The organism is Citrobacter sp. RHBSTW-00029 (assembly GCF_014104295.1).
Taxonomy (GTDB): domain Bacteria; phylum Pseudomonadota; class Gammaproteobacteria; order Enterobacterales; family Enterobacteriaceae; genus Citrobacter; species Citrobacter youngae.
In genome coordinates this window covers 2378251-2402925 of sequence record NZ_JABXRT010000001.1, presented here as the reverse complement: position 1 = coordinate 2402925, position 24675 = coordinate 2378251, and the positions used below count along the sequence as shown (strand labels likewise).

Here is a 24675-nt window from a genome sequence, read left to right as displayed (position 1 = left end):
GGGCTTTTTTATTGACCCGGTCGTAAAACCGTCATAACCGTTACCTACCTAACCTTTTACATTCAGTCATCATTCTCAAAACATTCTGCTTGAGTTTTTCTTTGCTGTAATGATAATCACTATCACTGTAATTTACTTTTCTTTGCATCAGTTGACTGAGAATAACGTTAAAGGGTACTTCGCATGTTTGTTCCATTTCTAATTATGTTGCGCGAAGGGTTAGAGGCCGCGCTGATTGTCAGCCTGATTGCCAGCTACCTGAAACGGACTCAGCGTGGCCGCTGGATTGGCGTGATGTGGATTGGTGTGTTGCTGGCGGCGGCGTTGTGCCTGGCGTTAGGCATTTTCATCAACGAAACCACCGGTGAATTTCCGCAAAAAGAACAGGAGCTGTTTGAAGGCATCGTGGCGCTCATTGCCGTGGTGATCCTGACCTGGATGGTCTTCTGGATGCGTAAAGTATCGCGCAACGTCAAAGTACAACTGGAACAGGCTGTCGATAACGCGTTACAGAAAGGCAATCATCATGGCTGGGCGCTGGTGATGATGGTCTTTTTTGCCGTTGCCCGTGAAGGGCTGGAGTCTGTCTTCTTCCTGCTGGCGGCATTTCAGCAGGATGTGGGTATCTGGCCACCGCTAGGTGCGATGCTGGGACTGGCTACTGCGGTGGTACTGGGTTATCTGATTTATCTCGGTGGGATTCGCCTCAATCTCGGGGCTTTCTTTAAATGGACCAGCCTGTTCATTTTGTTGGTTGCCGCAGGCCTTGCTGCGGGGGCCATTCGTGCATTCCACGAAGCCGGGTTATGGAATCATTTCCAGGACGTGGCGTTTGATATGAGCAGCGTTCTGTCAACGCATTCGCTGTTTGGCACATTGATGGAAGGGATCTTCGGTTATCAGGAAGCGCCAAGCGTCAGTGAAGTTGCTGTCTGGTTTATCTATCTGATTCCGGCATTGATTATGTTTGCACTACCGCCGCGTTCAGGCACTACGGCATCGCGTACCGCACCTTGATAAAAACGCGATGCAGAATACTTTTTAGTTACAACATACTTATTTATAGGGATAGGTTATGACGTTTAATTTTCGCCGTAGTGCGCTGCAGTTGGGTATTGCCGCGCTGTTTGCATCCGCTTTTTCTGCACAAGCCGCCGATATTCCGCAGGTGAAAGTCACGGTTAACGACAAACAGTGTGAGCCGATGACCATCACGGTGAATGCCGGGAAAACGCAGTTCATCATCCAGAACCACAGCCAGAAAGCGCTGGAGTGGGAAATTCTTAAAGGCGTTATGGTGGTTGAAGAGCGCGAAAACATTGCACCAGGCTTTAGCCAGAAAATGACGGCTAATCTGCAGCCGGGCGAATATGATATGACCTGCGGTCTGCTGACCAACCCGAAAGGCAAGCTGATCGTGAAGGGGACTGCAACGGCAGATGCCGCGCACAGCGACGCTCTGCTGAGCCTGAGTGGTGCAATTACTGAATACAAAGCCTATGTAACGGCAGAAACCGCGCAACTGGTGACAGGCACGAAAGCCTTCACGGATGCCATTAAAGCAGGCGATCTGGAGAAAGCCAAATCGCTGTATGCGCCAACCCGCCAGCATTATGAGCGTATTGAACCAATTGCCGAATTGTTCTCCGATCTCGACGGCAGCATTGATGCGCGTGAAGATGATTATGAGCAAAAAGCCGCCGATCCGAAATTCACCGGCTTCCACCGCCTGGAGAAAGCGCTGTTTGGCGACAATACCACTAAAGGTATGGACAAGTACGCCGACCAATTAAACAGTGATGTTCTTGACCTGCAAACGCGTATTAGCGAGCTTGCTTTCCCACCGTCTAAAGTGGTTGGCGGAGCAGCAGGGCTGATTGAAGAAGTTGCTGCCAGCAAAATCAGTGGGGAAGAAGATCGCTACAGCCATACCGATCTGTGGGATTTCCAGGCCAACGTCGATGGCGCGCAGAAAATTGTCGATCTCCTGCGTCCTCAATTACAAAAATCCAATGCTGAACTGCTGGCGAAGGTGGATGCGAACTTCAAAAAAGTCGATACCATTCTGAGCAAGTACCGTACCAAAGACGGTTTTGAAACCTATGACAAACTGACCGATGCCGATCGCAATGCGCTGAAAGGGCCAATCACGACGCTGGCGGAAGACTTGTCGCAATTACGCGGTGTTCTGGGTCTGGATTAAGCACTATGCAGCAAGAAAATGAAAACGGCGTGAGCGAACCGTCACGCCGACGTTTACTGAAAGGGATGGGCGCCCTGGGTGGGGCGCTGGCGCTGGCGGGTGGATGCCCGGTCGCTCACGCGCAAAAAACGCAAAGCGCGCCGGGAACACTGTCACCTGATGCACGCAGTGAACAACAACCGTTTTATGGCCAGCACCAGGCCGGGATCCTGACGCCGCAGCAAGCCTCAATGATGCTGGTGGCGTTTGATGTGCTCGCCAGTGATAAGGCCGATCTTGAGCGTCTGTTTCGTTTACTAACCAGCCGGTTTGCGTTTCTAACCACCGGTGGGCCGGCGCCAGAAACGCCGAATCCACGTTTACCGCCAATGGATTCCGGTATTCTTGGGGCATACATAGCGCCGGATAATCTGACGATGACGCTGTCGGTTGGCTCTTCACTGTTTGATGATCGCTATGGTCTGAAAGCACAGATGCCGAAAAAACTGCAAAAAATGACGCGTTTTCCGAATGACTCACTGGATGCAGCGTTATGTCATGGCGATTTGCTGTTGCAGATTTGCGCCAACACGCAGGACACCGTTATCCATGCGCTGCGCGATATCATTAAGCACACGCCTGATCTGCTCAGCGTGCGCTGGAAGCGGGAAGGGTTTATTTCCGACCACGCCGCACGCAGTAAAGGTAAAGAGACACCTGTCAATTTGCTGGGATTTAAGGATGGAACCGCGAATCCCGACGCAGCCAATGCAACGCTGATGCAAAACGTGGTGTGGGTCACTGCGGAGCAGGGGGAACCGGCATGGGCACAAGATGGTAGCTATCAGGCCGTCAGGCTCATCCAGTTCCGCGTGGAATTCTGGGACCGTACGCCGCTTAAAGAGCAGCAAACGATTTTCGGCCGCGATAAACATACCGGCGCACCGCTGGGTATGCAGCACGAGCATGATGTGCCGGATTACGCCAACGATCCCGAAGGCGAGGTAATTGCACTCGACAGCCATATCCGTCTGGCAAATCCGCGCACCAAAGAGACTGACTCCAGTTTGATGATGCGCCGTGGCTACAGCTATTCGCTCGGCGTGACCAATTCTGGTCAACTGGATATGGGACTGTTGTTTGTTTGCTATCAGCACGACCTGGAAAAAGGGTTTTTGACGGTGCAAAAACGCCTGAACGGTGAAGCGCTTGAGGAGTATGTCAAACCTATTGGTGGGGGATACTTCTTTGCCTTGCCGGGCGTCAAAACTGCAGACCATTATCTGGGACAGGCCCTGCTCGAAGCATGATGATTGTGCCCCGCAGTGCGGCGGGGCATTTCCTGACACTCTGATGAATGAAAAAATTATTTTTCATGATCGGCGGCGACTGAAATAATTCTGTCATCTCTCTGCAAGAGACTGTTGCTGGCGATAAGATGAAATTAAGTTAACAATAAGTAAAAACGTTGTTGCATTAACGAAGGGTTATGATGTAATTATAAGTAATAGCGGTAGTTCCCGGCGGTGATAGTCGTTCACTATGGAGATCGCGAATGGAAAAGTCCTGTACTGGACATGTTTTTCAACGTTATTGCAGTCCCTTACGCGGACGTTTCTCTTCCGGTAGCCATCTCGTCACCGTTAAATCTCTCTCCCTTTCACTTCTTATCCTTGTAACTGACACCCTGTACGGTGCGCGTAGCCGTGTATGGCGTCTTATCCGAAGGCAGGCAATGGCTTACAAGGAAGCCAACCCTCAGATGTTCGTGCGCATAATCGTGCCGCCAACGGCGCGTGTGATGTATACCTACAACTCAAGGTGCTATCCATGGGAAGACAAAAAGCAGTGATCAAAGCTCGTCGCGAAGCAAAACGTGTGCTGAGGCGGGATTCGCGTAGCCATAAACAGCGCGAAGATGAATCGGTCACCTCGCTTGTGCAGATGGGCGGCGTAGAAGCGATTGGTATGGCGCGTGATAGCCGCGACGCCACACCGATCACGGCGCGAAATGAAGCTCAGGCGCACTACCTGAATGCTATCGAGAGCAAGCAGCTGATCTTCGCCACCGGTGAAGCCGGGTGTGGTAAAACCTGGATCAGCGCGGCGAAAGCAGCAGAAGCCCTGATCCACAAAGATGTGGACAGGATCATTGTAACCCGTCCAGTTCTGCAAGCTGATGAAGACCTCGGCTTCTTACCTGGGGATGTCTCCGAGAAGTTCGCTCCCTATTTTCGTCCGGTTTATGACGTGCTGGTAAAACGTCTGGGAGCCTCCTTTATGCAATATTGCCTGCGACCTGAGATTGGTAAGGTAGAAATCGCGCCGTTCGCGTATATGCGGGGACGTACATTTGAAAATGCTGTTGTTATTCTGGATGAGGCTCAGAATGTGACTGCTGCGCAAATGAAGATGTTTTTGACTCGCCTCGGAGAGAATGTGACGGTGATTGTGAATGGGGATATTACCCAGTGCGATCTCCCCGCTCATGTTCGTTCAGGGCTAAGCGATGCGCTGGCCCGTTTCGAAGAAGATGACATGATTGGGATCGTTCGATTCAACAAAGATGATTGCGTTCGCTCGGCACTGTGTCAGCGGACGCTCAATGCTTACAACTGATCTGTTTTGCGTCTTCAAGGCCCGGGAAACCGGGCTTTGTTTTTTGTACCCCTATGAGCACAACGGACTGATGGCGTGGCCAACATTGTTGGTGAGGTCAGGTGTTCACGTTGTATCCCGCATGGGAAAATAGCTATAAAAAAGCCGCTGGTCGCGGCTTTTTAAATAAAACTGAGGTTACTGTGGGAACCACTGGTCACTGATTTTCTGGTACGTGCCGTCCGCTTTGATAGCGGCCAGCGCACTGTTCAGTTTTTCCAGCAGTGCTTTGTTATCCGGGCGAACAGCAATGCCAAGACCCGTACCAAAGTATTGCGGATCGGTGACTTTTGCCGTTGCAGTACCTAACTGTGGATTAGTTTTCAGCCACTCATTGACGACGGCAGTGTCGCCAAATACGCCATCAATACGGCCATTTTTCAGGTCGATAATCGCATTCTGATAGCTGTCGTAGGCCACGGTTTTTACTTCAGGATGTTTGTCCTGCAGGTATTTCTGGTGCGTGGTGCCGTTTTCCATCCCAATACGTTTGCCTTTCAGATCATCAAAGCTTTTATAGGTGTCTTTCTTCGCAATTACCAGCGCTGAGTTGGCATAGTACGGCTGGGTGAAGGAAACCTGCTTGCTACGTTCAGGCGTGATGTCCATGCCGGAAATCACCGCATCATATTTTTTGAATTTCAGCGCGGGGATCAGGCTGTCAAAAGCGTGATTGGTGAAAGTACAGTCAGCCTGCATTTGTTTGCACAGCGCCGTTGCCAGGTCGATGTCAAAACCGACAATTTTATTGCTGGCGTCCAGCGACTCAAATGGCGGGTAAGTCGCTGATACACCGAAATTAATTTTATCTGCAGCTGAGGCGCCAGCGGCGAAAGTAGCAAGTAATGCGGCCAGTACTAACTTTTTCATGGTGGAACTCCCGTCTGTCAATCTTATGATTATTTACCGTGTCTGCGGCGTGGATTAACAATGCCATTTAATGAATTTATATGCAATAAAAATGATTAAGTATTTTTATTGATGTAAAAAAGACGGGCTATTGTGAGACTTGCCCGTCTTGTGTTTTTAGGTTTATGCAGTTATTTGGCTTAATTACGGTGTTCAAACGCCAGCGCTTTACGTTCGATTAAGCGCATCATCAGCGTCAGCAAGCCGTTGACGATCAGGTAAATCACGCCGGCTGCGCCGAAAACCATCACGTCATAAGTGCGACCGTACAGCAGCTGGCTATAACCCATGACTTCCATCAGGGTGATGGTGTAAGCCAGTGAGGTACTTTTAAATACCAGCACCACTTCGTTGGAATATGAGGAGAGGGCGCGTTTAAAGGCGTACGGCAGCAGAATGGCCAGCGTATCCTTTTTGCTCATCCCCAGCGCACCACAGGACTGCCACTGGCCTTCCGGGATTGCTCGAATCGCACCGTAAAACAGTTGCGTGGTATAGGCCGCACTGTTTAAGGACAGCGCGATTAACGCGCACAGCCACGGTTCTGACAGCAAATGCCAGAGCACCGGATATTCCTGCAGCGCAGGGAACTGCCCTGGTCCGTAGTAGATCAGGAAAATTTGCACCAGCAGCGGTGTACCGGTAAACAACGTGATATAGGCGCGAACCAGCCAGACCACAATCGGCGTCTTAAGCGTCAGGATGACAGTGAAAATCAGCGCCAGCACCAGAGCAACTACGATGGAGGCGACCGTCAGCGTCAGGCTGGTATGCAGCCCTTTCAACAATTCAGGTAAATACTCAAGCATCAGCCCGGTCTCCGCTCAAAACGTGTCGCGCGCAGGTCAATGCGTTTGAGAATGTACTGACTCACCAGTGTAATCACCAGGTAAATAGCGGCCGCCACAATGTACCAGGTAAAGGGTTCCTGGGTACGGGTAGCGATGCTCTTGGTTTGCAGCATCAGATCGTTCACGCTGATAAGGCTGACCAGCGCGGTATCTTTCAGCAATACCAGCCACTGGTTACCGAGCCCCGGCAGCGCGTGACGCCACATTTGCGGCATCACCAGGCGAAAGAAAATCGCGGTTTTAGATAAACCCAGCGCCTGGCCTGATTCCCATTGCCCGAGTGGTACGGCCTTCAGCGCGCCACGCAGCGTTTGCGACGCGTAAGCGGCATACAGCAATGACAGTGCAATGACACCGCACAGGAACGGGCTGACGTCGAAGTTTTCGATCTGCATCTGAACCGGGATTTGTACAAACCCGAGATTGATCGTAAAGCCATCGGCCAGCGTCAGCAGCAGTTGTGAGGAGCCGAAATAGATAAACAGAACCACCAGAATTTCTGGTAGACCGCGCAGGATGGTGACCAGGGCCGAGCCCGCCCATGCCACCGGGCGCCATTTTACTGACTCCCAGACGGCAAAAAACATGGCGAGCGCAAGGCCAATGATCAGCGCACAGACGGCAAGGCCGACGGTCATCCCGGCGGCGCTTGCTAAAGGAAAAAATTCATTCATCAAATATTACTTCTGGAACCATTTGTTGTAGATGGTCTCGTAAGTCCCATCTTTCTTCACTTTTTCCAGCGCAGCGTTAAATTTCTGCTGCAGCTCGGTATTACCCTGGCGCACAGCAATGCCCAGACCGGTACCGAAGTAATCTTTATCCGTGACTTTGTCGCCAACCGCGGCCAGTTTCGGATTGTCTTTCAGCCATTCCGTTACTACTGCGGTATCACCAAAGACGCCGTCAATACGACCGTTTTGCAGATCGAGTTTGGCATTCTGATAGCTGTCATACGGCACGGTAGTCACTTCCGGATGTTTATCCATGATGAATTTCTGGTGCGTAGTACCGTTTTGAACACCGACTTTTTTGCCTTTCAGCTGCTCAATGCTGGTGTATTTACCCTGTTGGCCAACAAACAGCGCAGAGTTGTCGTAATACGGGGTGGTGAACAGAACCTGTTTTTCACGTTCAGGCGTGATGTCCATACCGGCCATCACCGCGTCAAAACGACGGAATTTCAGGCTCGGGATCAGGCTGTCGAAGGCCTGATTGGTGAAGGTACAGGTGGCGTCAATCTCTTTACACAGCGCATTCGCCAGATCAACGTCAAAGCCTACGATCTTGTTGTTAGCATCGATCGATTCAAATGGAGGATAAGACGCTTCGGTGGCGAAACGAATGGTTTGGGCTGCGGTAGCGGAAAGGCTAAAACCTGCGATTAGCGCGGCAATCAGAACTTTTTTCATTGTATTGTCCCGAATCTTAGTGAGAAAGATAGTTTTTAAACGCTTCGGTTTGCGGGTTGGCAAAGCAGCTCGCATCCCCAAACTCGACGATATGACCGTTTTCCATGTACACCACGCGACTGGCCGTTTTACGAGCAACTTCCACTTCGTGGGTGACGATCACCTGAGTAATATTGGTTTCCGCCAGCTCACGAATGATGCTGACGATTTGGGCGGTGATTTCCGGGTCAAGCGCTGCGGTAGGCTCATCAAACAGCAGCACCTGTGGTTCCATCATCAACGCGCGGGCGATGGCCACACGCTGCTGCTGGCCGCCGGACAGATGCAGTGGATAGCGATCGCTGTACGGCTTCAGACGCAGACGTTCCAGCAGTTTCTCGGCACGCGCCATCGCTTGCTCTTTTGTCAGACCCAGTACGCGGCAGGGCGCTTCAATCAGGTTCTGCACCACCGTGAGATGCGGCCAAAGATTATATTGCTGGAAGACCATGCCCACGTTTTGACGCAGATCCCGAATGGCTTTATCTGACGGGGTTTTCGTGAAGTCGAAACGGTTACCCGCAATAGAGAGCGTGCCCGAGCGCGGCATCTCAAGCAGGTTGAGTACGCGCAGTAGCGAGCTTTTCCCGGCTCCACTTGGGCCAAGTAACACCAGTGTTTCACCCTGAGGGCAATCCAGCGTGATATCGAACAGCGCCTGATGTGCGCCGTAGAAGCAGTTAATGCCGTTTAATTGAATACTCATTGACACTCGATACTGGCAGTCTGATAGCTATTGAAGCCGCAGATACTACCTTTGACAGAATAGTTATGCAATATTTATGCGTTAAAAGTTAAATGCAAACCGCATTCTTATCTAAACATAGCACAAAATAGCGGGGCTACCAGCGGGCAAGAATAATTGTCGGCATTCTATGCAGAATGCCAGACAATTTATGGGGTTTATGATTTTGACGGTGAATGGGGCGGTTAGCGGTTTTCGACAGACTGGCGCAGCGTCCCGGCTGGCGCGTGTACGCGGCCGCCCAGATAACGCACATCATCGATCACCCAGCACTGGCCTTCGCGGATCATTAGCACTTCATCGCGCCAGCTCTGATCGCCTTGTTTGAGTTCGACGCGCAGCGGAATATTGCGTGCATCACTATTCGGAATGGTTGATGCGCTGGCGACGCTGGCGCTATCTGGTAATGTGGCGCGACTGGAAAACGGATCGCTGTTAAACAGAGCGCGATGCGCGTTATCACGGCTGGCATCGTTCAGCAGTTTTGCCAGGTTGTCGCTGAGGTATGGGCGCAGGGCGGTAAGATCGTTGTTTCGATGCTGAATACGGTAATCATAGAATTGTTGAGCCACGCTGTCTGGCCCACCTTCTACGCATGAACCGCTACGCGCGCCGTTATCTTTATAAACCGGCGTCACGGTAGTACAGGCGCTGAGAAGGAGTGCACAGGGAACCAGCAGAGAGAGTTTCGAGTAGCGCATAATGATTTCCTTATTAGCTTTCTACTATTAGTGTTCTACGTTGATAGAATATATCCTTTCAATGATAGTGGATCGGTTCGATAATGCTTTTGAGATCGTGCTCTTAGCGCAAAAAGGAGATTAACCATGCAGTTTTCGACTACCCCTACGCTGGAAGGGCAGAGCATCGTGGAATACTGCGGTGTTGTTACTGGCGAAGCCATTTTAGGCGCGAATATCTTCCGCGATTTTTTCGCCGGCATTCGCGATATTGTCGGCGGTCGCTCCGGCGCGTATGAAAAAGAGCTGCGTAAAGCGCGTGAAATTGCTTTCCAGGAGCTGGGTGAACAGGCCAAAGCGCTGGGTGCTGATGCGGTGGTCGGTATTGATATTGATTACGAAACCGTGGGCAAAGACGGCAGTATGCTGATGGTGAGCGTCAGCGGCACGGCGGTGAAAACCCGCCGATGAAGCGTCTGCTGTATCTACTGGTATTTACGCTGTTGCTGGTGGGATGTGCTGGCGAAAAAGGGATTGTCGACAAAGAAGGGTATCAGTTAGATACCCGCCGTCAGGCGCAGGCTGCTTACCCGCGTATTAAAGTGCTGGTTATCCATTACACGGCGGATGATTTTGACTCTTCTCTGGCTACGCTGACCGATAAAAACGTCAGCTCGCATTATTTGATCCCGGCTGTGCCGCCGCTCTACCACGGCAAACCGCGTATCTGGCAACTGGTGCCGGAAAAAGATCTGGCCTGGCATGCGGGGATTAGCTTCTGGCGTGGCGCTACGCGTATTAACGATACCTCGATTGGCATTGAGCTGGAAAATCGCGGCTGGCAAAAGTCGGCAGGGATAAAATATTTTGCGCCGTTTGAGCCCGCGCAGATTCAGGCGCTGATCCCATTGGCGAAAGATATTATCGCCCGCTACGACATCAAACCGCAGAACGTGGTAGCCCATGCGGACATCGCGCCACAACGTAAGGACGATCCCGGACCGCTTTTCCCATGGAAAGTGCTGGCCGAACAGGGCATTGGCGCGTGGCCGGATGCTCAGCGTGTGGCGTTTTATCTTGCCGGGCGAGCGCCTCATACGCCGGTAGCAACCGAATCTTTACTCGACCTGCTGTCGCGTTACGGCTATGAGATAAAATCTGATATGACGCCGCGCGAACAGCAGCGGGTGATTATGGCCTTCCAGATGCACTTCCGCCCGACGCTGTGGAACGGTGTGGCGGATGCAGAAACTCAGGCGATTGCCGAAGCGTTACTGGAGAAATACGGGCAGGGTTAACGCAGAACACCAATGCCTGATGGCGCTTCGCTTATCAGGCCTACGGCTAATTTGGGCTGGTTTTTTGTAGGCCGGATAAGGCGCCTGCGCCGCCATCCGGCAATGGTTAACGCGGCAGCTTACCGTGGTCGCGCAGCCAGGCCGCGGTACGTTCAATCCCTGCATCCAGCGTCACAACGGGCTGATAACCCAACTCTTCCTGAGCGCGGGTAGTATCCAGCGTAAAATCAAAATTTAGCTTCGAGACGCCGTAATGCGTCAGCTTTGGCTCTTTTGCCGATTTATTGCCTAAACGTTCCATGCTGCGGGCAATCATGTCCAACATCGGGTAGGGAACTGAGCGGATCCGACAATCAATATTCAGCTCGTCGATGAGCTTCTGCACAATGCTGCGCAGAGTGCGATGCTCGCCGTTGGTAATGTTGTACGCGCGACCTGAAGGCAGCTTATCGCAGGCTTGCTGACTTGCCAGCCACATCGCGTGCACTGCATTTTCGTAGTAGGTCATATCTACCAGCGCACTTCCGCCGTGCGGCAACAGGATGCTGCCATAGTGGTACATCATATGGGCCAGGCGCGGGATAAAGACCTTATCGTGTGGCCCGAACAGGCTTTGCGGACGCAATACCGTAAAACGCGTCTGCGGGTTGGCCTGTGCCAGCAACGCGATCACGTCTTCGCCAGCTGCTTTGCTGCGGGCAAATTCATTGGCGAAGCGGTGCGGACGAAAGTCCTCTTTGATATCGCGATGGTGGTGATAATCAAAATAGAGCGACGGCGAGGAGATATGAATGAAGTTACGCACGCCCCAGGCCACGGCCCACTCGCCCAGGCGGCGAGTAGCGCGAACGTTGGCCAGATCGAAGGCTTCCTGAGTTCCCCACGGTGAGGTAAAACTGGAGCAGTGCCACAGCGTGTCGATGCCGGCAAGCATCACTTTTGCCTGCGAAGAAACCAGCTCGGTCAAATCGGCATGTACAAATTCTGCGCCCATTTTTTCCAGCAGTTTGCCCATCGCTTCGTTGCGACCGGTCGCTCTGACGCTGACGCCTCTGCTGCATAAAAACTCAACCGCGTTTCGGCCTAAGCCGCTGGTGGCTCCGGTAACCAGTACCTTCATATCAATCCACTGTGTTTAAAAAACGTCGTGCGCATTCTTCCGTGAATTACGTCTGTATGCAATGGGAAACATGAAAGAATACAGTCTCTTTTTCGCATTAGTCTGTGATTTGTTCTGCAAGTTTGGCAATACGCTTCGCCATCCCTCTGAAAATGAACAGATGGGCTGGAATCATCAACAGCCAGTAGAAGAGGCCAGGCATGCCGTGCGGATGCCACCAGGCGCGTACATCAATGCGTCGGTGATCGCCTTTATCTTCCAGTGTGAAGCTCAGGCGACCCAAACCAGGCGCTTTCATTCCAAACAGCAGCGTCAGCTGTTTCTCGGGTTCAACAATGATAACTTTCCAGCTATCGACAGTATCGCCAACCTGTAATAGTGGGTGTTGTGGTCGGCCTTTTGCCAGCTTATGGCCGACCAGCAGATCTAACGCCGCACGCGTTTTCCACAAAATGTTGCCAAAGAAGTAGCCTTCTTTGCCGCCGAGTCGATTCACAACCTGCCACAACGCTTTTTTGCTGGCGGAGGTTTCGACGCTAAAGCCAGCCTGTTTGGCAAAATAGCCATATTCAGGACGCCAGCGGGCAAACGCCTGCGCGTCGTAACCCCAGTCGCTGGAATTGACCAGCTTTTCTTCTTCCTTCAACGTGCTGCGCACCGCGTCATCAAAGGCAATCAGCTTTTGCGGGATCAGCGCACGTAGTTCGGTGTCATCGGCCAGCAGGTCGTGTTTTAAGCCCTGGATCAGCGCTTTGGCCGTGGTTGGCGGCACTGACGTAATGACGTTTAAAAACCAGACCGAAATCCAGCGGGTAGGAAAGGGGATGGGGATGAGCAGGCGATGTTTACCGCTGACCGCCATAAAATGCTCGAACTGTTCCTGATAGCTCAACACCTGCGGCCCGGCGGCTTCGAGTACGCGGTTATGTTGTGTGGGATGGTCTAACAACGCCACCAGGTAATACATTAAATTCTCCAGCGCGATAGGTGTGGTGCGTGAGCGTACCCAGCGCGGAGGGGTGAGTACTGGCAGGTTGTAGACCATGTCGCGCATCACTTCAAAGGCAGCGGAACCTGCCCCCACGATGATGCCCGCACGCAATTCCGTCATCGGTACGCCTGATTCACGCAGGGTGTCTGCGGTTATTTGCCGCGCACGCAGATGATCGGATTGTTCATGCCGGGGAGCCTGTAATGAGCTCAGGAAAATAAGCTGATTGACCGGTGTATTACGCAGCGCATCGCGCACGTTCATCGCCACCTGACGTTCGTGGGCGATAAAATCACCGCCTTCACCCATGCCATGGACCAGGTAATAAACCGTATCAACGCCGGTCAGCAACGGCGTAAGGTTATCTGGCCAATTCAAATCGACCTTATGGCAACTGACGTTGGCCAGTTGCTGCTTTTCCAGCCGTTCAATGCGGCGTGCCGCAGCCAGCACCTGATGCCCTTGCTGGCTGAGCGCCTGTACCAGATGCTGACCAATGTAACCACTGGCGCCAAGAACCAAAATCCGTTGCGGCACGCCCATCTCCTTAGCGGGTTAAAAAAGCGCGCCAGTGGGCGACGACTTCGGTAAGTTGTTCACGCGATACGTCCAGATGCATCACCAGGCGCACAATCGGCGAGGCGTTAATCAGCACGCCTTGTGCTTTCATGTATTCGCCCAGCGCGGCAGCGTGCTCTTCGCCAACACGAACAAACAGCATGTTGGTGTCGTGGCGCATGACGTCCGCCCCTGCTTCGCGCAGTTGCTCCGCCATCCAGGCGGCGTTGTCATGGTCTTCCTGCAAACGCGCCACGTTATTTTTCAGCGCATACAATCCGGCCGCCGCCAGAATACCCGCCTGGCGCATTCCGCCGCCGGTCATTTTGCGCCAGCGAATGGCACGCTTGATGTACTCGTGGCTGCCGACCAGCAGCGAGCCTACCGGCGTTCCCAGACCTTTGGAAAGACAAATGGTGAACGAGTCGCAGTATTGCGTGACATCTTTAAGCTCACAGCCATAGGCGACGATGGCGTTAAAAATACGCGCGCCGTCGACGTGCAGGGCAAGATTGCGCTCCCGGGTGAATTCCCAGGCCTCTTTCAGATACTCGCGCGGCAGCACTTTGCCGTTATGCGTGTTTTCCAGGCTGAGCAGACGGGTGCGGGCAAAATGGATATCGTCTGCTTTGATTTTTGCTGCAACTTTGTCCAGCGGCAGGGAGCCATCCGGAGCGGCATCAATGGGTTGCGGTTGAATGCTACCAAGCACCGCTGCGCCACCCGCTTCGTAGAGATAGTTATGCGCGCCCTGACCGGCAATGTACTCTTCGCCGCGCTGACAATGGCTGAGCAGCGCCACCAGGTTAGCCTGAGTACCGGTAGGTAAGAAAATGGCGGCTTCTTTGCCAGAAAGCTCAGCCGCGTATTGTTGGAGGGCATTAACGGTAGGATCATCACCGTAGACGTCGTCCCCGACCGGGGCGGCCATCATCTCTTCGAGCATGGCGCGACTGGGTCGGGTGACGGTATCACTGCGTAAATCAATCATGGTATCTCCTTATTACACTTCATCCTTCAAGCTGCCTCGGCGTTGGCCGCATCCTCAAACCCCAGTCACATAGTATTCCTATGCTCCTGGGGATTTTCGGGCTTGCCGCCTTGATGCATCATGAATGATTTTGTGTGTGGTTTAATAAGGATGTTTTACCTGAGCCAGTTAGTTTTCGCCAGTTCGATCACTTCATCACCGCGTCCGCTGATGATTGCGCGCAGCATATACAGGCTAAAACCTTTGGCTTGTTCGAGCTTGATCTGCGGCGGGATTGCCAGCTCTTCTTTCGCCACAACGACATCGACCAGAACCGGACCATCGATTGACATGGCGCGTTGCAGCGCCTCATCAACCTCTGAGGATTTCTCCACTCGAATGCCCGTAATACCGCAGGCCTCGGCAATCCGCGCGAAATTCGTGTCGTGCAGTTCGGTGCCGTCATTCAGATAACCACCAGCCTTCATCTCCATCGCCACAAATCCCAGTACGCTGTTGTTGAAGACAATAATCTTCACCGGTAACTTCATTTGTACCACCGACAGAAAATCGCCCATCAGCATGCTAAAGCCGCCGTCACCGCACATTGCCACAACCTGGCGTCCCGGTTCGGTCGCTTGTGCGCCGAGTGCCTGCGGCATGGCATTAGCCATCGACCCGTGGTTAAACGATCCAATCAGGCGGCGTTTGCCGTTCATTTTCAGATAGCGTGCCGCCCAAACCGTTGGCGTGCCCACGTCGCAGGTGAAGATGGCGTCGTCAGCGGCAAAGTGGCTGATTTGCTGTGCCAGATACTGCGGGTGAATGGCTTTATCACTGGGTTTGGCTAAATCATCCAGCCCTTTACGCGCCTCGCGATAGTGTTCCAGCGCTTTATCCAGGAACTGTCGCTCGGTTTTTTCTTCCACCAACGGCAGCAGGGCGCGGAGGGTGGATTTAATATCGCCTACCAGCGCCATATCCACTTTGCTGTGTGCGCCAATGCTTGCGGGATTGATATCAATCTGAATAATTTTGGCATCAGAGGGGTAGAACGGGCGATAGGGGAACTGGGTGCCGAGCAAAACCAGCGTGTCGGCATTCATCATGGTATGGAAGCCGGATGAAAAGCCAATTAACCCGGTCATACCCACGTCGTACGGGTTGTCGTACTCAACATGCTCTTTCCCACGCAGAGCGTGAACAATCGGGGCTTTGATTTTAGCCGCAAACTCAACCAGCTCTTTATGCGCACCGGCGCAGCCGCTGCCGCACATCAGGGCGATATTGCTGGAGTAGCGCAGCAGTTGCGCCAGTTTTCTCAGTTCTTCCTCTTCCGGGGTCACTATCGGGAGCGGCGCATGATACCAGTGCGTGGTGGCGCTTTCAGGGGCAGGTTTTAGCGCGACGTCACCGGGTAAAACCACCACGGAGACGCCACGGTTGAGCACCGCTTTACGCATAGCTATAGCCAGCACCTGGGGGATCTGTTCTGGGCTGGAAACCAGCTCGCAATAGTGGCTACATTCGCGGAACAACTCTTGCGGGTGGGTCTCCTGAAAATAACCGCTGCCTATTTCACTGGATGGAATATGCGCGGCGATTGCCAGTACCGGAACGTGGTTGCGGTGGCAATCAAACAGGCCGTTGATCAGGTGCAGGTTGCCTGGCCCACACGAGCCTGCACAGACGGCCAGTTCGCCCGTCAACTGCGCTTCAGCGCCCGCGGCGAAGGCCGCAACCTCTTCATGGCGGGTTGGCATCCAGTCAATTGTTCCCATACGATTCAGACTGTCACTCAGACCATTTAGCGAGTCACCCGTCACACCCCAAATGCGTTTTACGCCAGCCTGTTCGAGTGTTTTAGCAATAAAAGCGGCAACCGTTTGTTTCATGGTTTTCCTTCTCCTCTAATGTGATACCGGTTACAAGTTTAGATGAAGATAATCGTTATGCTTCTCATTTCCCCCTTATTTCCGGCAGGTTTCATTTAACCCGTATTAAGCGTAGTTTGTTATTGGACATGGTGAAACAAGGAATAAATTCAAATGGTTATAAAACTATTAAATTCAGTTAACCGAGTACTGACTCACGAAGATTTTGGCAAGTTTTTGTTACGCCTTGCCGTCGGTGGGCTGATGCTGTTTCATGGGCTGCATAAACTGTTTGCTGGTATTGATGGCATCAGCGGCATGTTGATAGCGAAAGGTTTCCCGGGCTTTATTGCGTACGGCGTTCTGCTGGGAGAGGTTGTAGCGCCGTGTCTGATTATTCTAGGCATCCTGACGCGTCCGGCGGCGTTGGGGCTGGCGTTTACGATGGTTGTGGCATGGCTGATGGTCGGGATGGGCGAAACCTGGACACTGGATAAAACCGGTGCATGGGCGATTGAAAGTCTGGTGTACTTTTTTGTTGGCGCGATGGCGGTGGCGTTCCTGGGCGCGGGAAAATATGCCCTGGGCGGCAATTCAGCCTGGCGGTGATAAATGACCGGATGACGGTATTAATACTCCGTCCGGCCTACAACGGTTCTTGTAGGCCGGATAAGTATGCCATCCGGCAATGACTCTTTACGCAAGTACCAGATCACCCTGCGGATGACAGGAACAAGCCAGAACGTAACCTTCCGCAATTTCCGCATCGGTCAGCGTCATGGTGCTGCTGACCGTGTAGTTACCGTCAACCACTTTGGTTTTGCAGCAGCCGCAAACGCCTGCACGGCATGCGGCAACGACCGGAACCTTGTTGCTTTCCAGTGCTTCCAGTAGCGTCGTGCCCACCGGCGCATAGAACTCTTGTGCGGGTTGCAGCTTGGTGAACTTCAGACCACTGGTGGCGGCTTCGGCAACAGGTGTGAAGAACTGCTCTTTAAAGAAGCGTGTTACGCCAAGCGCTTTCACTTCTTTTTCGACCAGATCCATATACGGTGCCGGGCCACAGGTCATCACGGTACGCGAGGTCAGATCCGGGACGTTCTTCAGCAGTTCGGTGGTCAGTCGGCCGGAAACAAAACCCTGAGTGGCATTGTTTTCAGCGACTAATGTCACCGGATATTCACGCCATTCATCGGCAAAGATGACATCTTCTGGCGAGCGAACGTTGAAAATCACCTGCACGTCGGCTTGTGGACGGTACTTCGCCAACCAGCGACGCATCGACATGATTGGCGTTACGCCACAGCCGGCAGCCAGCATCAGGAACTTGTCTTCTGCTTTATCTTCACAGGTAAATTCACCCATGGCATCGGACAGCCAGATGTAGTCGCCGCGCTTCACGTCACGGGTCAGCCACTGCGAACCTGCACCCTCGTCAATGCGGCGGATGGTCAGCGTAATGTATTCGCTAACGCCCGGCGTTGAAGAAATGGTGTAAGCACGCAGCGTGTCCGCTGAATTACGTACGCTGACCAGTGCATACTGCCCGGCGCGGTACGGATAATAGTCGTGGCACAGCAACGAAATTGTCCATACATCCGGCGTTTCCTGATGGATGTGGTGAACCTGCATCCGCCATGGGCACTGATGAGTTGGCATTGTCATTCTTTACTCCTTACGCGCTCAGCAGTTGCTTCATGTCTTCTTCAACGGTGGTCACGGAACGCAGACCAAATTTCTCGTTGAGAACTGCCAGCAGATCTGGCGTGAAGAAGCCAGGCGCAGTCGGGCCAGTCACGATGTTTTTCACGCCCAGCGACAGCAGGGTCAGCAGAATAACAATCGCTTTCTGTTCGAACCATGAGAGCACCAGAGACAGCGGCAGATCGTTCACGCCACAACCCAGTTTCTCCGCCAGCGTGACCGCCAGGATAATGGCAGAGTAGGCATCGTTACACTGACCGGCATCGACCAGACGCGGCAGACCTTCGATATCGCCGAATTCCAGTTTGTTGAAACGGTATTTACCACAGGCCAGAGTCAGGATCAGGCAGTCGTCTGGTACGCTGGTGGCGAAATCGGTGAAGTAGTTACGTTCACCACGTGCGCCGTCGCAGCCGCCAACCAGGAAGATGTGACGCAGTTTTTCACGGCTCACCAGGTCAATCAGGGTATCAGCTGCACCCAGCAGCGTCTGACGACCGAAACCAACGGTGATCAGATGCGGAATTTCGCTGTACGGGAAGCCAGCCATCTGCTGCGCCTGAGCAATAACCGGACCGAAGTCATCACCTTCGAGGTGGCTCACACCCGGCCAACCGACGATGCTACGGGTCCAGATGCGGTCATCATATGCGCCAACGGTTGGGTCGATGATGCAGTTAGAGGTCATGACGATTGGGCCAGGGAAGCGAGCAAATTCAACCTGCTGGTTCTGCCAGCCGCTGCCGTAGTTACCGATCAGGTGTTTGAACTTACGCAGCTCCGGGTAGCCGTGCGCCGGCAGCATTTCACCGTGGGTATAAACGTTAACACCGGTGCCTTCAGTCTGCTCAAGCAGGTTGTACAAATCTTTCAGGTCGTGACCGGAGATCAGAATGCACTTCCCTTCGGTTGCTTTTACGTTGACCTGAGTTGGGGTCGGGTGACCGTATTTCGTGGTTTCACCGGCGTCCAGAATGCTCATCACTTTAAAGTTCATCTGGCCGATTTCCATTGAACACTCCAGCAGAGCGTTCATATCGGAAGGCCAGGTACCCAGCCACGCCATGATTTTGTGGTACTGAGCGTAGATATCGTTGTCGTACTGGCCGAGAACGTGTGCGTGCTCCATGTAAGCTGCCGCACCTTTCAGACCGTACAGACACAGCAGACGCAGGCCGAGGATATTCTCGCCGATGGTCGCTTTGTCTTTGTTCGGAGTAAATTCAGCTGCCTGACGTTGCAGGTCGCCCAGATCGTCGCTGACCAGTTGCAGGTCGGCCATCGGGTTTTCAACAGTGGCGTTAGCATCAATGTTCAGGCATTGCGCTTTCAGTGCATCGCGCATGGCGATAGCTTCACGAGCATAGCCAACAATACGCGGGGAATCGAAGTTCACGTTGGTCAGCGTGGAGAAGAATGCACGCGGCGCAAAGTTATCAACCTCATGGTCGATGATGCCGTATTCACGTGCTTTAACAGCCCATGCAGACAGACCTTGTAGGGCAGCAATCAGCAGATCCTGCAGATCGGAGGTTTCAGCCGTTTTACCGCACATACCCTGCGCGTAAGAGCAGCCGTTTCCTGCCGGAGTACGGATGGTTTGTTCACATTGCACACAAAACATGGTCACACCTTTTAAAGTTATATTTGATATACATGTTTAAGGTTATGCCTGCGCGCGAAGGGATTAAAGGGATTTCTGCTACAACTTGCAGGGAGATTGATTTAGCGCAATTTTGGCGGTAGCTGACTACCGCCAGAGAGGTATTTGTCTGTGTATCAGGCGGAGAAAAAGGCCATTAACAGTGGCACTAACAGACTCAGAATAAAGCCGTGCACAATGGCTGCGGGAACCATCTCCAGACCGCCACTGCGTTGTAACACGGGCAGCGTGAAATCCATTGACGTCGCCCCGCAAAGACCCAATGCGGTTGAACGGCTGCGGACCGCCAGTCCAGGGATCAGCATAATGGCAATCAACTCACGCGCCAGGTCGTTAAAGAAGGCGGCGCTGCCAATTACTGGACCGAATGATTCGGTCAACAGAATGCCTGACAGGGAATACCAGCCAAAACCCGATGCCATCGCCAGTGCTGTTTTCAACGGCAGGCCGAGGATCAGCGCATTGATGACGCCGCCCAGCAGAGAACTGGCCACCACGACCACGGCAACAATCATGCCCCGACGGTTCAGTACAATCTGCTTTAATGTCATACCGCTGTTTCGCAGTTGGATCCCGACCAGGAATAATAAAAAGATCAGCGTATATTCGCTGGCTTCGGTCGCGTGCTGCAGCATCGACAATCCGCTAAGACCCAACAGAAAACCCAGCACCACGACGCCGCAAAGCTGTAGCGACTCAAGCGCCATCGCGATCCGGGAGGGGAGCTTCTCTTGCTGGTGGCTGTGTCGCCAGGGGAGTGAGCGCTCCAGCCACAGCAGCGCTGCGATATTACACAGCAGAATGACCGTCACACTAACGGCAGAATAATAAAGAATGGATAACAGATTACTGGCGAGATTATCCAGAAACGCCAGACTGATCCCCATAAAAAAGAGAATAAGGTAGACGATCCAACTCAACAGCCGATTGATAAGTTTTAATGCGGCTCTGTGTCGAAGCGGAATGAGGTAACCCACAATAAGGGGTACCAGAATGATTAACAGCCCTGAGAACATGAAACCCCGATCCTTGCTGAGAAGTAAGACGAAATGCACAACTATAACCTAAATAATTCAAGTTGCAGGAAGGCGGCAAGGGAGTGAATCCCCGGGAGCGTACATAAGTACGTAACTGGGGGGAGCGAGCGCAGTCAACACATCTGCAACTTGAAGTATGACGGATATACACACTACTGAAAGCAAAGAGGGGAGTAAAGTTGCAAATAAAAGGAAATATAGCGAGGAAAAAAAAGGCCTGACAATTCATCAGGCCTTGTTGTTAGCGATTAATCGCGTTTTTCCAACAGGGTGCGGTAAATAAGACCGCCGACGATCCCGCCGATAATCGGCATAACCCAGAATAACCAAAGCTGTTGTAATGCCCAGCCACCCTGGAAGATAGCAACCGCAGTACTACGAGCCGGGTTTACGGATGTATTGGTGACCGGGATACTGATCAGGTGAATCAACGTTAATGCAAGACCGATGGCAATTGGCGCAAAACCTGCCGGAGCATGTTTATCGGTCGCACCGTGGATCACTAATAAGAAACCTGCGGTCAGGACGATTTCAATTACGATGGCAGAAAGCATGGAATACCCGCCAGGTGAATGCTCACCGTAACCGTTTGAGGCGAAGCCACTGGCTGCTGCATCAAAACCGGCTTTGCCGCTGGCAATAAGATAAAGTACTGCTGCTGCTACAATGCCGCCCACAACCTGAGCAATAACATAACCAATAACGTCTTTCGCCGGGAAGCGACCACCAGCCCATAAACCGAATGTCACTGCAGGGTTAAAATGGCCACCTGAAATATGACCCACAGCGAATGCCATGGTTAATACTGTCAGACCAAAGGCCAGGGCGACACCGGCAAACCCAATACCTAACTCCGGGAAAGCCGCGGCCAGAACGGCACTACCACACCCACCAAAAACAAGCCAAAACGTGCCGAAGAATTCGGCTGCTAATTTCCTGAACATAACCACCTCAATTAAAAGTTCCGGGTTAGTTTTTCTATCCCGGTATTTAATCGCTAAAAGGGACGATGATTAAAACGCGCTTATTCTAGAAAAAAATCTCATCCCTTCGCCACTTAAATTAATAAAAAAATTTGATTTAAGGCAATGTGATGCGAATCCTTTTTGGAGTTCAGGTGAATAAAGCATAGTTCAGTTATCAGAAGTCTGATGATTGACGTCTGAAATTATATTCAAAAGTAATTTTTAAAGAGAATATTCTTAACTCTTTCGATTTATCTGCGGATGATATCGGGTGTTCTGAGCGCCCGCTTACCGTTATACTCCTGATAACTTGAAGGAAAAAGTGAGCATTTCCGGAGGCTATATGATTCTCGAACGCGTTGAGATTGTTGGGTTTCGTGGTATTAATCGGCTGTCGTTGATGCTGGAGCAAAACAACGTGCTGATTGGGGAAAACGCGTGGGGTAAGTCCAGCCTGCTGGATGCGTTAACCCTGCTGTTGTCGCCAGAGTCGGATTTGTACCACTTTAACCGCGAAGATTTCTGGTTCCCGCCGGGTGACATCCAGGGCCGGGAACATCATCTGCATATTGTCCTGACATTTCGTGAATCTCAACCGGGTCGCCATCGTGTGCGTCGATATCGCCCGTTAGAAGCGTGCTGGTCGCCGTGCCATGATAACTATCACCGTATATTTTATCGGCTGGAAGGCGAGTGCGCTGATGACGGCAGCGTCCTGACATTACGCAGTTTTCTTGATGGCGAAGGCCACCCATTACCCATCGACAATATTAACGATCAGGCGCGTCATCTGGTGCGTTTGATGCCAGTATTACGTTTACGTGATGCGCGTTTTATGCGGCGCATCCGTAATGGAACGGTGCCGGATTCCGCGGATGTTGAAGTGACTGCACGCCAACTGGATTTTATGGCACGTGAGTTGGCCACCCGACCGCAGAATCTGACAGATGGGCAGATTCGCCAGGGGCTTTCGGCGATGGTTCAACTGCTGGAGCACTACTTTTCAGAACAAGGTTCCGGTCAATCCCGCTATCGTCTGATGCGCCGACGCTCCAACAACGAGCAACGCAGCTGGCGTTATCTGGATATTATCAACCGTATGATTGATAAACCCGGAGGGCGCACGCACCGTGTGATTCTGCTGGGACTGTTTTCTACGCTGTTACAGGCCAAAGGGTCGCTAAGACTGGATAAAGATGCTCGTCCGTTGCTACTGGTAGAAGATCCTGAAACGCGCTTACACCCCATTATGTTGTCTGTTGCCTGGCAACTGTTGAATCTGCTTCCCCTACAGCGGGTGACGACGACCAACTCTGGTGAACTGTTATCGCTTACGCCCGTTGAACATGTGGTCCGTTTGGTTCGAGAATCTTCCCGCGTCGCGGCCTGGCGACTGGGACCGGGAGGACTCAATGCGGAAGATGGGCGGCGCATTGCCTTCCATATCCGTTTTAATCGGGCGTCTTCACTGTTTGCCCGTTGCTGGCTGTTGGTGGAGGGAGAAACAGAAACATGGGTCATTAACGAACTGGCTCGTCAGTGTGGGCATCACTTTGATGCCGAAGGGATTAAAGTCATTGAATTTGCCCAGTCAGGGCTTAAACCCCTGGTGAAGTTTGCCCGCCGGATGGGAATTGAGTGGCATGTGTTGGTCGATGGCGATGAGGCGGGGAAAAAGTATGCGGCCACGGTACGCAGCCTGCTGAACGATGACAAAGAGGAAGAGCGCGAGCATTTGACCATGTTACCTGCGCTGGATATGGAACACTTTATGTACCGCCAGGGGTTCTCGGACGTTTTTCATCGGGTGGCGCAAATACCGGAAAATGTGCCGATGAATATGCGGAAAATTATAGCGAAGGCGATCCATCGCTCGTCAAAACCGGATCTGGCGATTGAAGTGGCGATGGAAGCGGGGCGACGCGGTGTTGAAGCGGTGCCAACGTTGCTGCGGAAAATGTTCTCCCGCGTGCTGTGGTTAGCACGCGGGCGAGCGGATTAGCGGCGGAACATGACTGATAACTGCGAGTGGATACTGTCGAGTAACTGATAGCGGCGGCGATATTCCGCGCGCTTCTTACTGGCAATATCTGTTTCGCTTTTACGCGCCAGCGTACGCGGAATATGATAGTAGCCATTGCTGTCACATTCGCCGCCAACTGACTCCCAAAATGAATTGTAGTCAGAAAGAATAACCTTGTTTTTATCATGGTAACGCTGGCTGCGAAAAATATGCTGGTCATTGCTGACGGCCAGTACTTGTTCAATATTCAATTGTTCTGCAAAACGACAAATAGCTTCCATTACAATACGTTTAGGAAACAAACCATGGCATGATTTTGTCGCTTTTTGAATTTCTTCGTGCGGCATTAATCGGTTACCCCCCTGCAAGCCACCAATAAAAAGCGCGCTGCGCCCTTCATAGTTGCACAGGGTGAAGGTCATTTCTGCTAATGTCTCGCCCTCACTATTACGGACAAGAATGGTACTTTCACCTTCTTTATCCAGGGCAATAAATGATGACATTATAATGGTGTATATTGCGCTGTCTTTGCCTTCAATTTGTGCCAGTTGTAACCCATCGGCACTTAAATAATCATTAAATTCTGTCGATGAAAAAGCGTTGCGAATAACATTGTAATGAAAACGCACAGCATCGAGTTTTGTTTTACGGTCAAGGTTTACTGCGAGATACGCGCGATGCAGGCGAACCGGTATACGGGGTTGGATCGCGAGAATTTTTTCGAGATCCGGCCATTGCGCCAGCTCAGCCATCCATTCACGTGTTAATCGTGGCATCAGCAATGAGCGCCATACAAACTTACGGCGAAAGCTTCGTTGATGCCAAAATTTACCTGGCCGCCATTGTCCAGTTGTCAGACGACAAAAAAGACTAAAACTTGTGGCGGGTCTGGAAGAATGAAAAGTGCTTTCTGTTAGCTGGCTCATAATAACAATCCAATAGATACTCTGATACCAATTTCAGCACAGTGGACCTTAACGGTTCATCAATAACTCT

General features: G+C 52.2%; 23 protein-coding genes. 8 read left to right on the top strand and 15 right to left on the bottom strand.

Translation table 11 applies throughout. The features are described from left to right. Positions 1-183 precede the first annotated feature (183 nt). The 4 genes from efeU to phoH all read left to right on the top strand — a co-directional run bounded on the left by efeU (position 184) and on the right by phoH (position 4801). Positions 184-1017 carry an iron uptake transporter permease EfeU gene (efeU, locus tag HV041_RS11850; RefSeq protein WP_061067658.1) on the top strand — a complete coding sequence of 278 codons (834 nt, stop codon included), beginning with the start codon at positions 184-186 and terminating at the stop codon, positions 1015-1017. Positions 1018-1075: 58 nt separating this feature from the next. Continuing rightward, the gene (efeO, locus tag HV041_RS11845) at positions 1076-2203 is read left to right on the top strand and encodes an iron uptake system protein EfeO (RefSeq protein WP_048212076.1); all 1128 of its coding nucleotides are present in this window, start codon (positions 1076-1078) and stop codon (positions 2201-2203) included. Positions 2204-2208: 5 nt separating this feature from the next. After that, on the top strand, positions 2209-3492 hold the full coding sequence (efeB, locus tag HV041_RS11840; protein WP_121584462.1) for an iron uptake transporter deferrochelatase/peroxidase subunit: 1284 nt from the start codon (positions 2209-2211) through the stop codon (positions 3490-3492). A 520-nt stretch (positions 3493-4012) separates the two neighbouring features. Next, positions 4013-4801, top strand: a complete 789-nt coding sequence (gene phoH, locus HV041_RS11835) for a phosphate starvation-inducible protein PhoH (protein WP_005122110.1) — start codon at positions 4013-4015, stop codon at positions 4799-4801. A gap of 177 nt (positions 4802-4978) precedes the next feature. On the opposite strand, the gene artJ is transcribed toward phoH, so the two are convergent. The 6 genes from artJ to HV041_RS11805 all read right to left on the bottom strand — a co-directional run bounded on the left by artJ (position 4979) and on the right by HV041_RS11805 (position 9497). Continuing rightward, the gene (artJ, locus tag HV041_RS11830) at positions 4979-5710 is read right to left on the bottom strand and encodes an arginine ABC transporter substrate-binding protein ArtJ (protein WP_048212074.1); all 732 of its coding nucleotides are present in this window, start codon (positions 5708-5710) and stop codon (positions 4979-4981) included. 179 nt (positions 5711-5889) lie between these two features. Beyond that, entirely contained in the window at positions 5890-6558 is a 669-nt protein-coding gene (artM, locus tag HV041_RS11825; RefSeq protein ID WP_061067660.1) for an arginine ABC transporter permease ArtM, read from the bottom strand. Then, positions 6558-7274 carry an arginine ABC transporter permease ArtQ gene (gene artQ, locus HV041_RS11820; protein WP_040231854.1) on the bottom strand — a complete coding sequence of 239 codons (717 nt, stop codon included), beginning with the start codon at positions 7272-7274 and terminating at the stop codon, positions 6558-6560. Before artQ ends, artM begins: the two co-directional genes overlap by 1 nt. Before the next feature lie 6 nt (positions 7275-7280). After that, positions 7281-8012, bottom strand: coding sequence for an arginine ABC transporter substrate-binding protein ArtI (artI, locus tag HV041_RS11815; RefSeq protein WP_048212071.1), 732 nt, complete (start codon positions 8010-8012; stop codon positions 7281-7283). Between the two features lie 16 nt (positions 8013-8028). Next, entirely contained in the window at positions 8029-8757 is a 729-nt protein-coding gene (gene artP, locus HV041_RS11810) for an arginine ABC transporter ATP-binding protein ArtP (RefSeq protein WP_003027295.1), read from the bottom strand. Between the two features lie 224 nt (positions 8758-8981). Next, entirely contained in the window at positions 8982-9497 is a 516-nt protein-coding gene (locus HV041_RS11805) for a lipoprotein (protein WP_121584463.1), read from the bottom strand. 126 nt (positions 9498-9623) lie between these two features. Here HV041_RS11805 and HV041_RS11800 point away from each other — a divergent pair, with 126 nt between their 5' ends. Continuing rightward, positions 9624-9947, top strand: a complete 324-nt coding sequence (locus tag HV041_RS11800) for a heavy metal-binding domain-containing protein (RefSeq protein ID WP_001160725.1) — start codon at positions 9624-9626, stop codon at positions 9945-9947. Next, a complete protein-coding gene (locus HV041_RS11795; RefSeq protein WP_121584464.1) occupies positions 9944-10774 on the top strand; it encodes an N-acetylmuramoyl-L-alanine amidase in 831 nt (276 codons plus the stop codon). Before HV041_RS11800 ends, HV041_RS11795 begins: the two co-directional genes overlap by 4 nt. A 106-nt stretch (positions 10775-10880) precedes the next feature. On the opposite strand, the gene HV041_RS11790 is transcribed toward HV041_RS11795, so the two are convergent. The 4 genes from HV041_RS11790 to poxB all read right to left on the bottom strand — a co-directional run bounded on the left by HV041_RS11790 (position 10881) and on the right by poxB (position 16308). Further along, positions 10881-11894, bottom strand: coding sequence for an NAD(P)-dependent oxidoreductase (locus HV041_RS11790; protein ID WP_115602266.1), 1014 nt, complete (start codon positions 11892-11894; stop codon positions 10881-10883). 97 nt (positions 11895-11991) lie between these two features. Next, positions 11992-13422, bottom strand: coding sequence for an SDR family oxidoreductase (locus HV041_RS11785; RefSeq protein ID WP_061068810.1), 1431 nt, complete (start codon positions 13420-13422; stop codon positions 11992-11994). 10 nt (positions 13423-13432) lie between these two features. Continuing rightward, a complete protein-coding gene (gene ltaE / locus HV041_RS11780; RefSeq protein ID WP_048212067.1) occupies positions 13433-14434 on the bottom strand; it encodes a low-specificity L-threonine aldolase in 1002 nt (333 codons plus the stop codon). 155 nt (positions 14435-14589) lie between these two features. After that, positions 14590-16308 carry a ubiquinone-dependent pyruvate dehydrogenase gene (poxB, locus tag HV041_RS11775; RefSeq protein ID WP_182294218.1) on the bottom strand — a complete coding sequence of 573 codons (1719 nt, stop codon included), beginning with the start codon at positions 16306-16308 and terminating at the stop codon, positions 14590-14592. Positions 16309-16461: 153 nt separating this feature from the next. Between poxB and HV041_RS11770 the strand changes: the two genes are divergently transcribed. Further along, positions 16462-16896, top strand: coding sequence for a DoxX family protein (locus HV041_RS11770; protein ID WP_121584466.1), 435 nt, complete (start codon positions 16462-16464; stop codon positions 16894-16896). A gap of 87 nt (positions 16897-16983) precedes the next feature. Here the strand turns inward: HV041_RS11770 and hcr are convergent, their stop codons facing one another. The 4 genes from hcr to aqpZ form a co-directional block, all read right to left on the bottom strand. Next, the gene (hcr, locus tag HV041_RS11765; protein ID WP_048212064.1) at positions 16984-17952 is read right to left on the bottom strand and encodes an NADH oxidoreductase; all 969 of its coding nucleotides are present in this window, start codon (positions 17950-17952) and stop codon (positions 16984-16986) included. A gap of 10 nt (positions 17953-17962) precedes the next feature. Then, a complete protein-coding gene (gene hcp / locus HV041_RS11760) occupies positions 17963-19615 on the bottom strand; it encodes a hydroxylamine reductase (protein WP_048212063.1) in 1653 nt (550 codons plus the stop codon). A gap of 155 nt (positions 19616-19770) precedes the next feature. Continuing rightward, a complete protein-coding gene (locus tag HV041_RS11755) occupies positions 19771-20670 on the bottom strand; it encodes a lysine exporter LysO family protein (protein WP_048212062.1) in 900 nt (299 codons plus the stop codon). 269 nt (positions 20671-20939) lie between these two features. Next, positions 20940-21635 carry an aquaporin Z gene (gene aqpZ / locus HV041_RS11750; protein WP_048212061.1) on the bottom strand — a complete coding sequence of 232 codons (696 nt, stop codon included), beginning with the start codon at positions 21633-21635 and terminating at the stop codon, positions 20940-20942. A 364-nt stretch (positions 21636-21999) separates the two neighbouring features. Between aqpZ and HV041_RS11745 the strand changes: the two genes are divergently transcribed. After that, positions 22000-23658 carry an ATP-dependent endonuclease gene (locus tag HV041_RS11745; protein WP_048212060.1) on the top strand — a complete coding sequence of 553 codons (1659 nt, stop codon included), beginning with the start codon at positions 22000-22002 and terminating at the stop codon, positions 23656-23658. On the opposite strand, the gene HV041_RS11740 is transcribed toward HV041_RS11745, so the two are convergent. Further along, positions 23655-24605, bottom strand: a complete 951-nt coding sequence (locus HV041_RS11740; protein ID WP_048212059.1) for a VirK/YbjX family protein — start codon at positions 24603-24605, stop codon at positions 23655-23657. The genes HV041_RS11745 and HV041_RS11740 overlap by 4 nt on opposite strands. Positions 24606-24675: the final 70 nt, after the last annotated feature.

What these genes read in the sequence shown, in the direction of transcription:
- HV041_RS11790 (WP_115602266.1), bottom strand. Translation starts at nt 11,894, where the DNA reads ATGAAGGTACTGGTTACCGGAGCCACCAGCGGCTTAGGCCGAAACGCG.
- HV041_RS11805 (WP_121584463.1), bottom strand. Translation starts at nt 9,497, where the DNA reads ATGCGCTACTCGAAACTCTCTCTGCTGGTTCCCTGTGCACTCCTTCTC.
- efeO (WP_048212076.1), top strand. Translation starts at nt 1,076, where the DNA reads ATGACGTTTAATTTTCGCCGTAGTGCGCTGCAGTTGGGTATTGCCGCG.
- aqpZ (WP_048212061.1), bottom strand. Translation starts at nt 21,635, where the DNA reads ATGTTCAGGAAATTAGCAGCCGAATTCTTCGGCACGTTTTGGCTTGTT.
- artI (WP_048212071.1), bottom strand. Translation starts at nt 8,012, where the DNA reads ATGAAAAAAGTTCTGATTGCCGCGCTAATCGCAGGTTTTAGCCTTTCC.
- HV041_RS11740 (WP_048212059.1), bottom strand. Translation starts at nt 24,605, where the DNA reads ATGAGCCAGCTAACAGAAAGCACTTTTCATTCTTCCAGACCCGCCACA.
- phoH (WP_005122110.1), top strand. Translation starts at nt 4,013, where the DNA reads ATGGGAAGACAAAAAGCAGTGATCAAAGCTCGTCGCGAAGCAAAACGT.
- HV041_RS11755 (WP_048212062.1), bottom strand. Translation starts at nt 20,670, where the DNA reads ATGTTCTCAGGGCTGTTAATCATTCTGGTACCCCTTATTGTGGGTTAC.
- HV041_RS11795 (WP_121584464.1), top strand. Translation starts at nt 9,944, where the DNA reads ATGAAGCGTCTGCTGTATCTACTGGTATTTACGCTGTTGCTGGTGGGA.
- artM (WP_061067660.1), bottom strand. Translation starts at nt 6,558, where the DNA reads ATGCTTGAGTATTTACCTGAATTGTTGAAAGGGCTGCATACCAGCCTG.
- hcp (WP_048212063.1), bottom strand. Translation starts at nt 19,615, where the DNA reads ATGTTTTGTGTGCAATGTGAACAAACCATCCGTACTCCGGCAGGAAAC.
- efeU (WP_061067658.1), top strand. Translation starts at nt 184, where the DNA reads ATGTTTGTTCCATTTCTAATTATGTTGCGCGAAGGGTTAGAGGCCGCG.
- artJ (WP_048212074.1), bottom strand. Translation starts at nt 5,710, where the DNA reads ATGAAAAAGTTAGTACTGGCCGCATTACTTGCTACTTTCGCCGCTGGC.
- artP (WP_003027295.1), bottom strand. Translation starts at nt 8,757, where the DNA reads ATGAGTATTCAATTAAACGGCATTAACTGCTTCTACGGCGCACATCAG.
- ltaE (WP_048212067.1), bottom strand. Translation starts at nt 14,434, where the DNA reads ATGATTGATTTACGCAGTGATACCGTCACCCGACCCAGTCGCGCCATG.
- HV041_RS11800 (WP_001160725.1), top strand. Translation starts at nt 9,624, where the DNA reads ATGCAGTTTTCGACTACCCCTACGCTGGAAGGGCAGAGCATCGTGGAA.
- hcr (WP_048212064.1), bottom strand. Translation starts at nt 17,952, where the DNA reads ATGACAATGCCAACTCATCAGTGCCCATGGCGGATGCAGGTTCACCAC.
- artQ (WP_040231854.1), bottom strand. Translation starts at nt 7,274, where the DNA reads ATGAATGAATTTTTTCCTTTAGCAAGCGCCGCCGGGATGACCGTCGGC.
- HV041_RS11770 (WP_121584466.1), top strand. Translation starts at nt 16,462, where the DNA reads ATGGTTATAAAACTATTAAATTCAGTTAACCGAGTACTGACTCACGAA.
- poxB (WP_182294218.1), bottom strand. Translation starts at nt 16,308, where the DNA reads ATGAAACAAACGGTTGCCGCTTTTATTGCTAAAACACTCGAACAGGCT.
- efeB (WP_121584462.1), top strand. Translation starts at nt 2,209, where the DNA reads ATGCAGCAAGAAAATGAAAACGGCGTGAGCGAACCGTCACGCCGACGT.
- HV041_RS11745 (WP_048212060.1), top strand. Translation starts at nt 22,000, where the DNA reads ATGATTCTCGAACGCGTTGAGATTGTTGGGTTTCGTGGTATTAATCGG.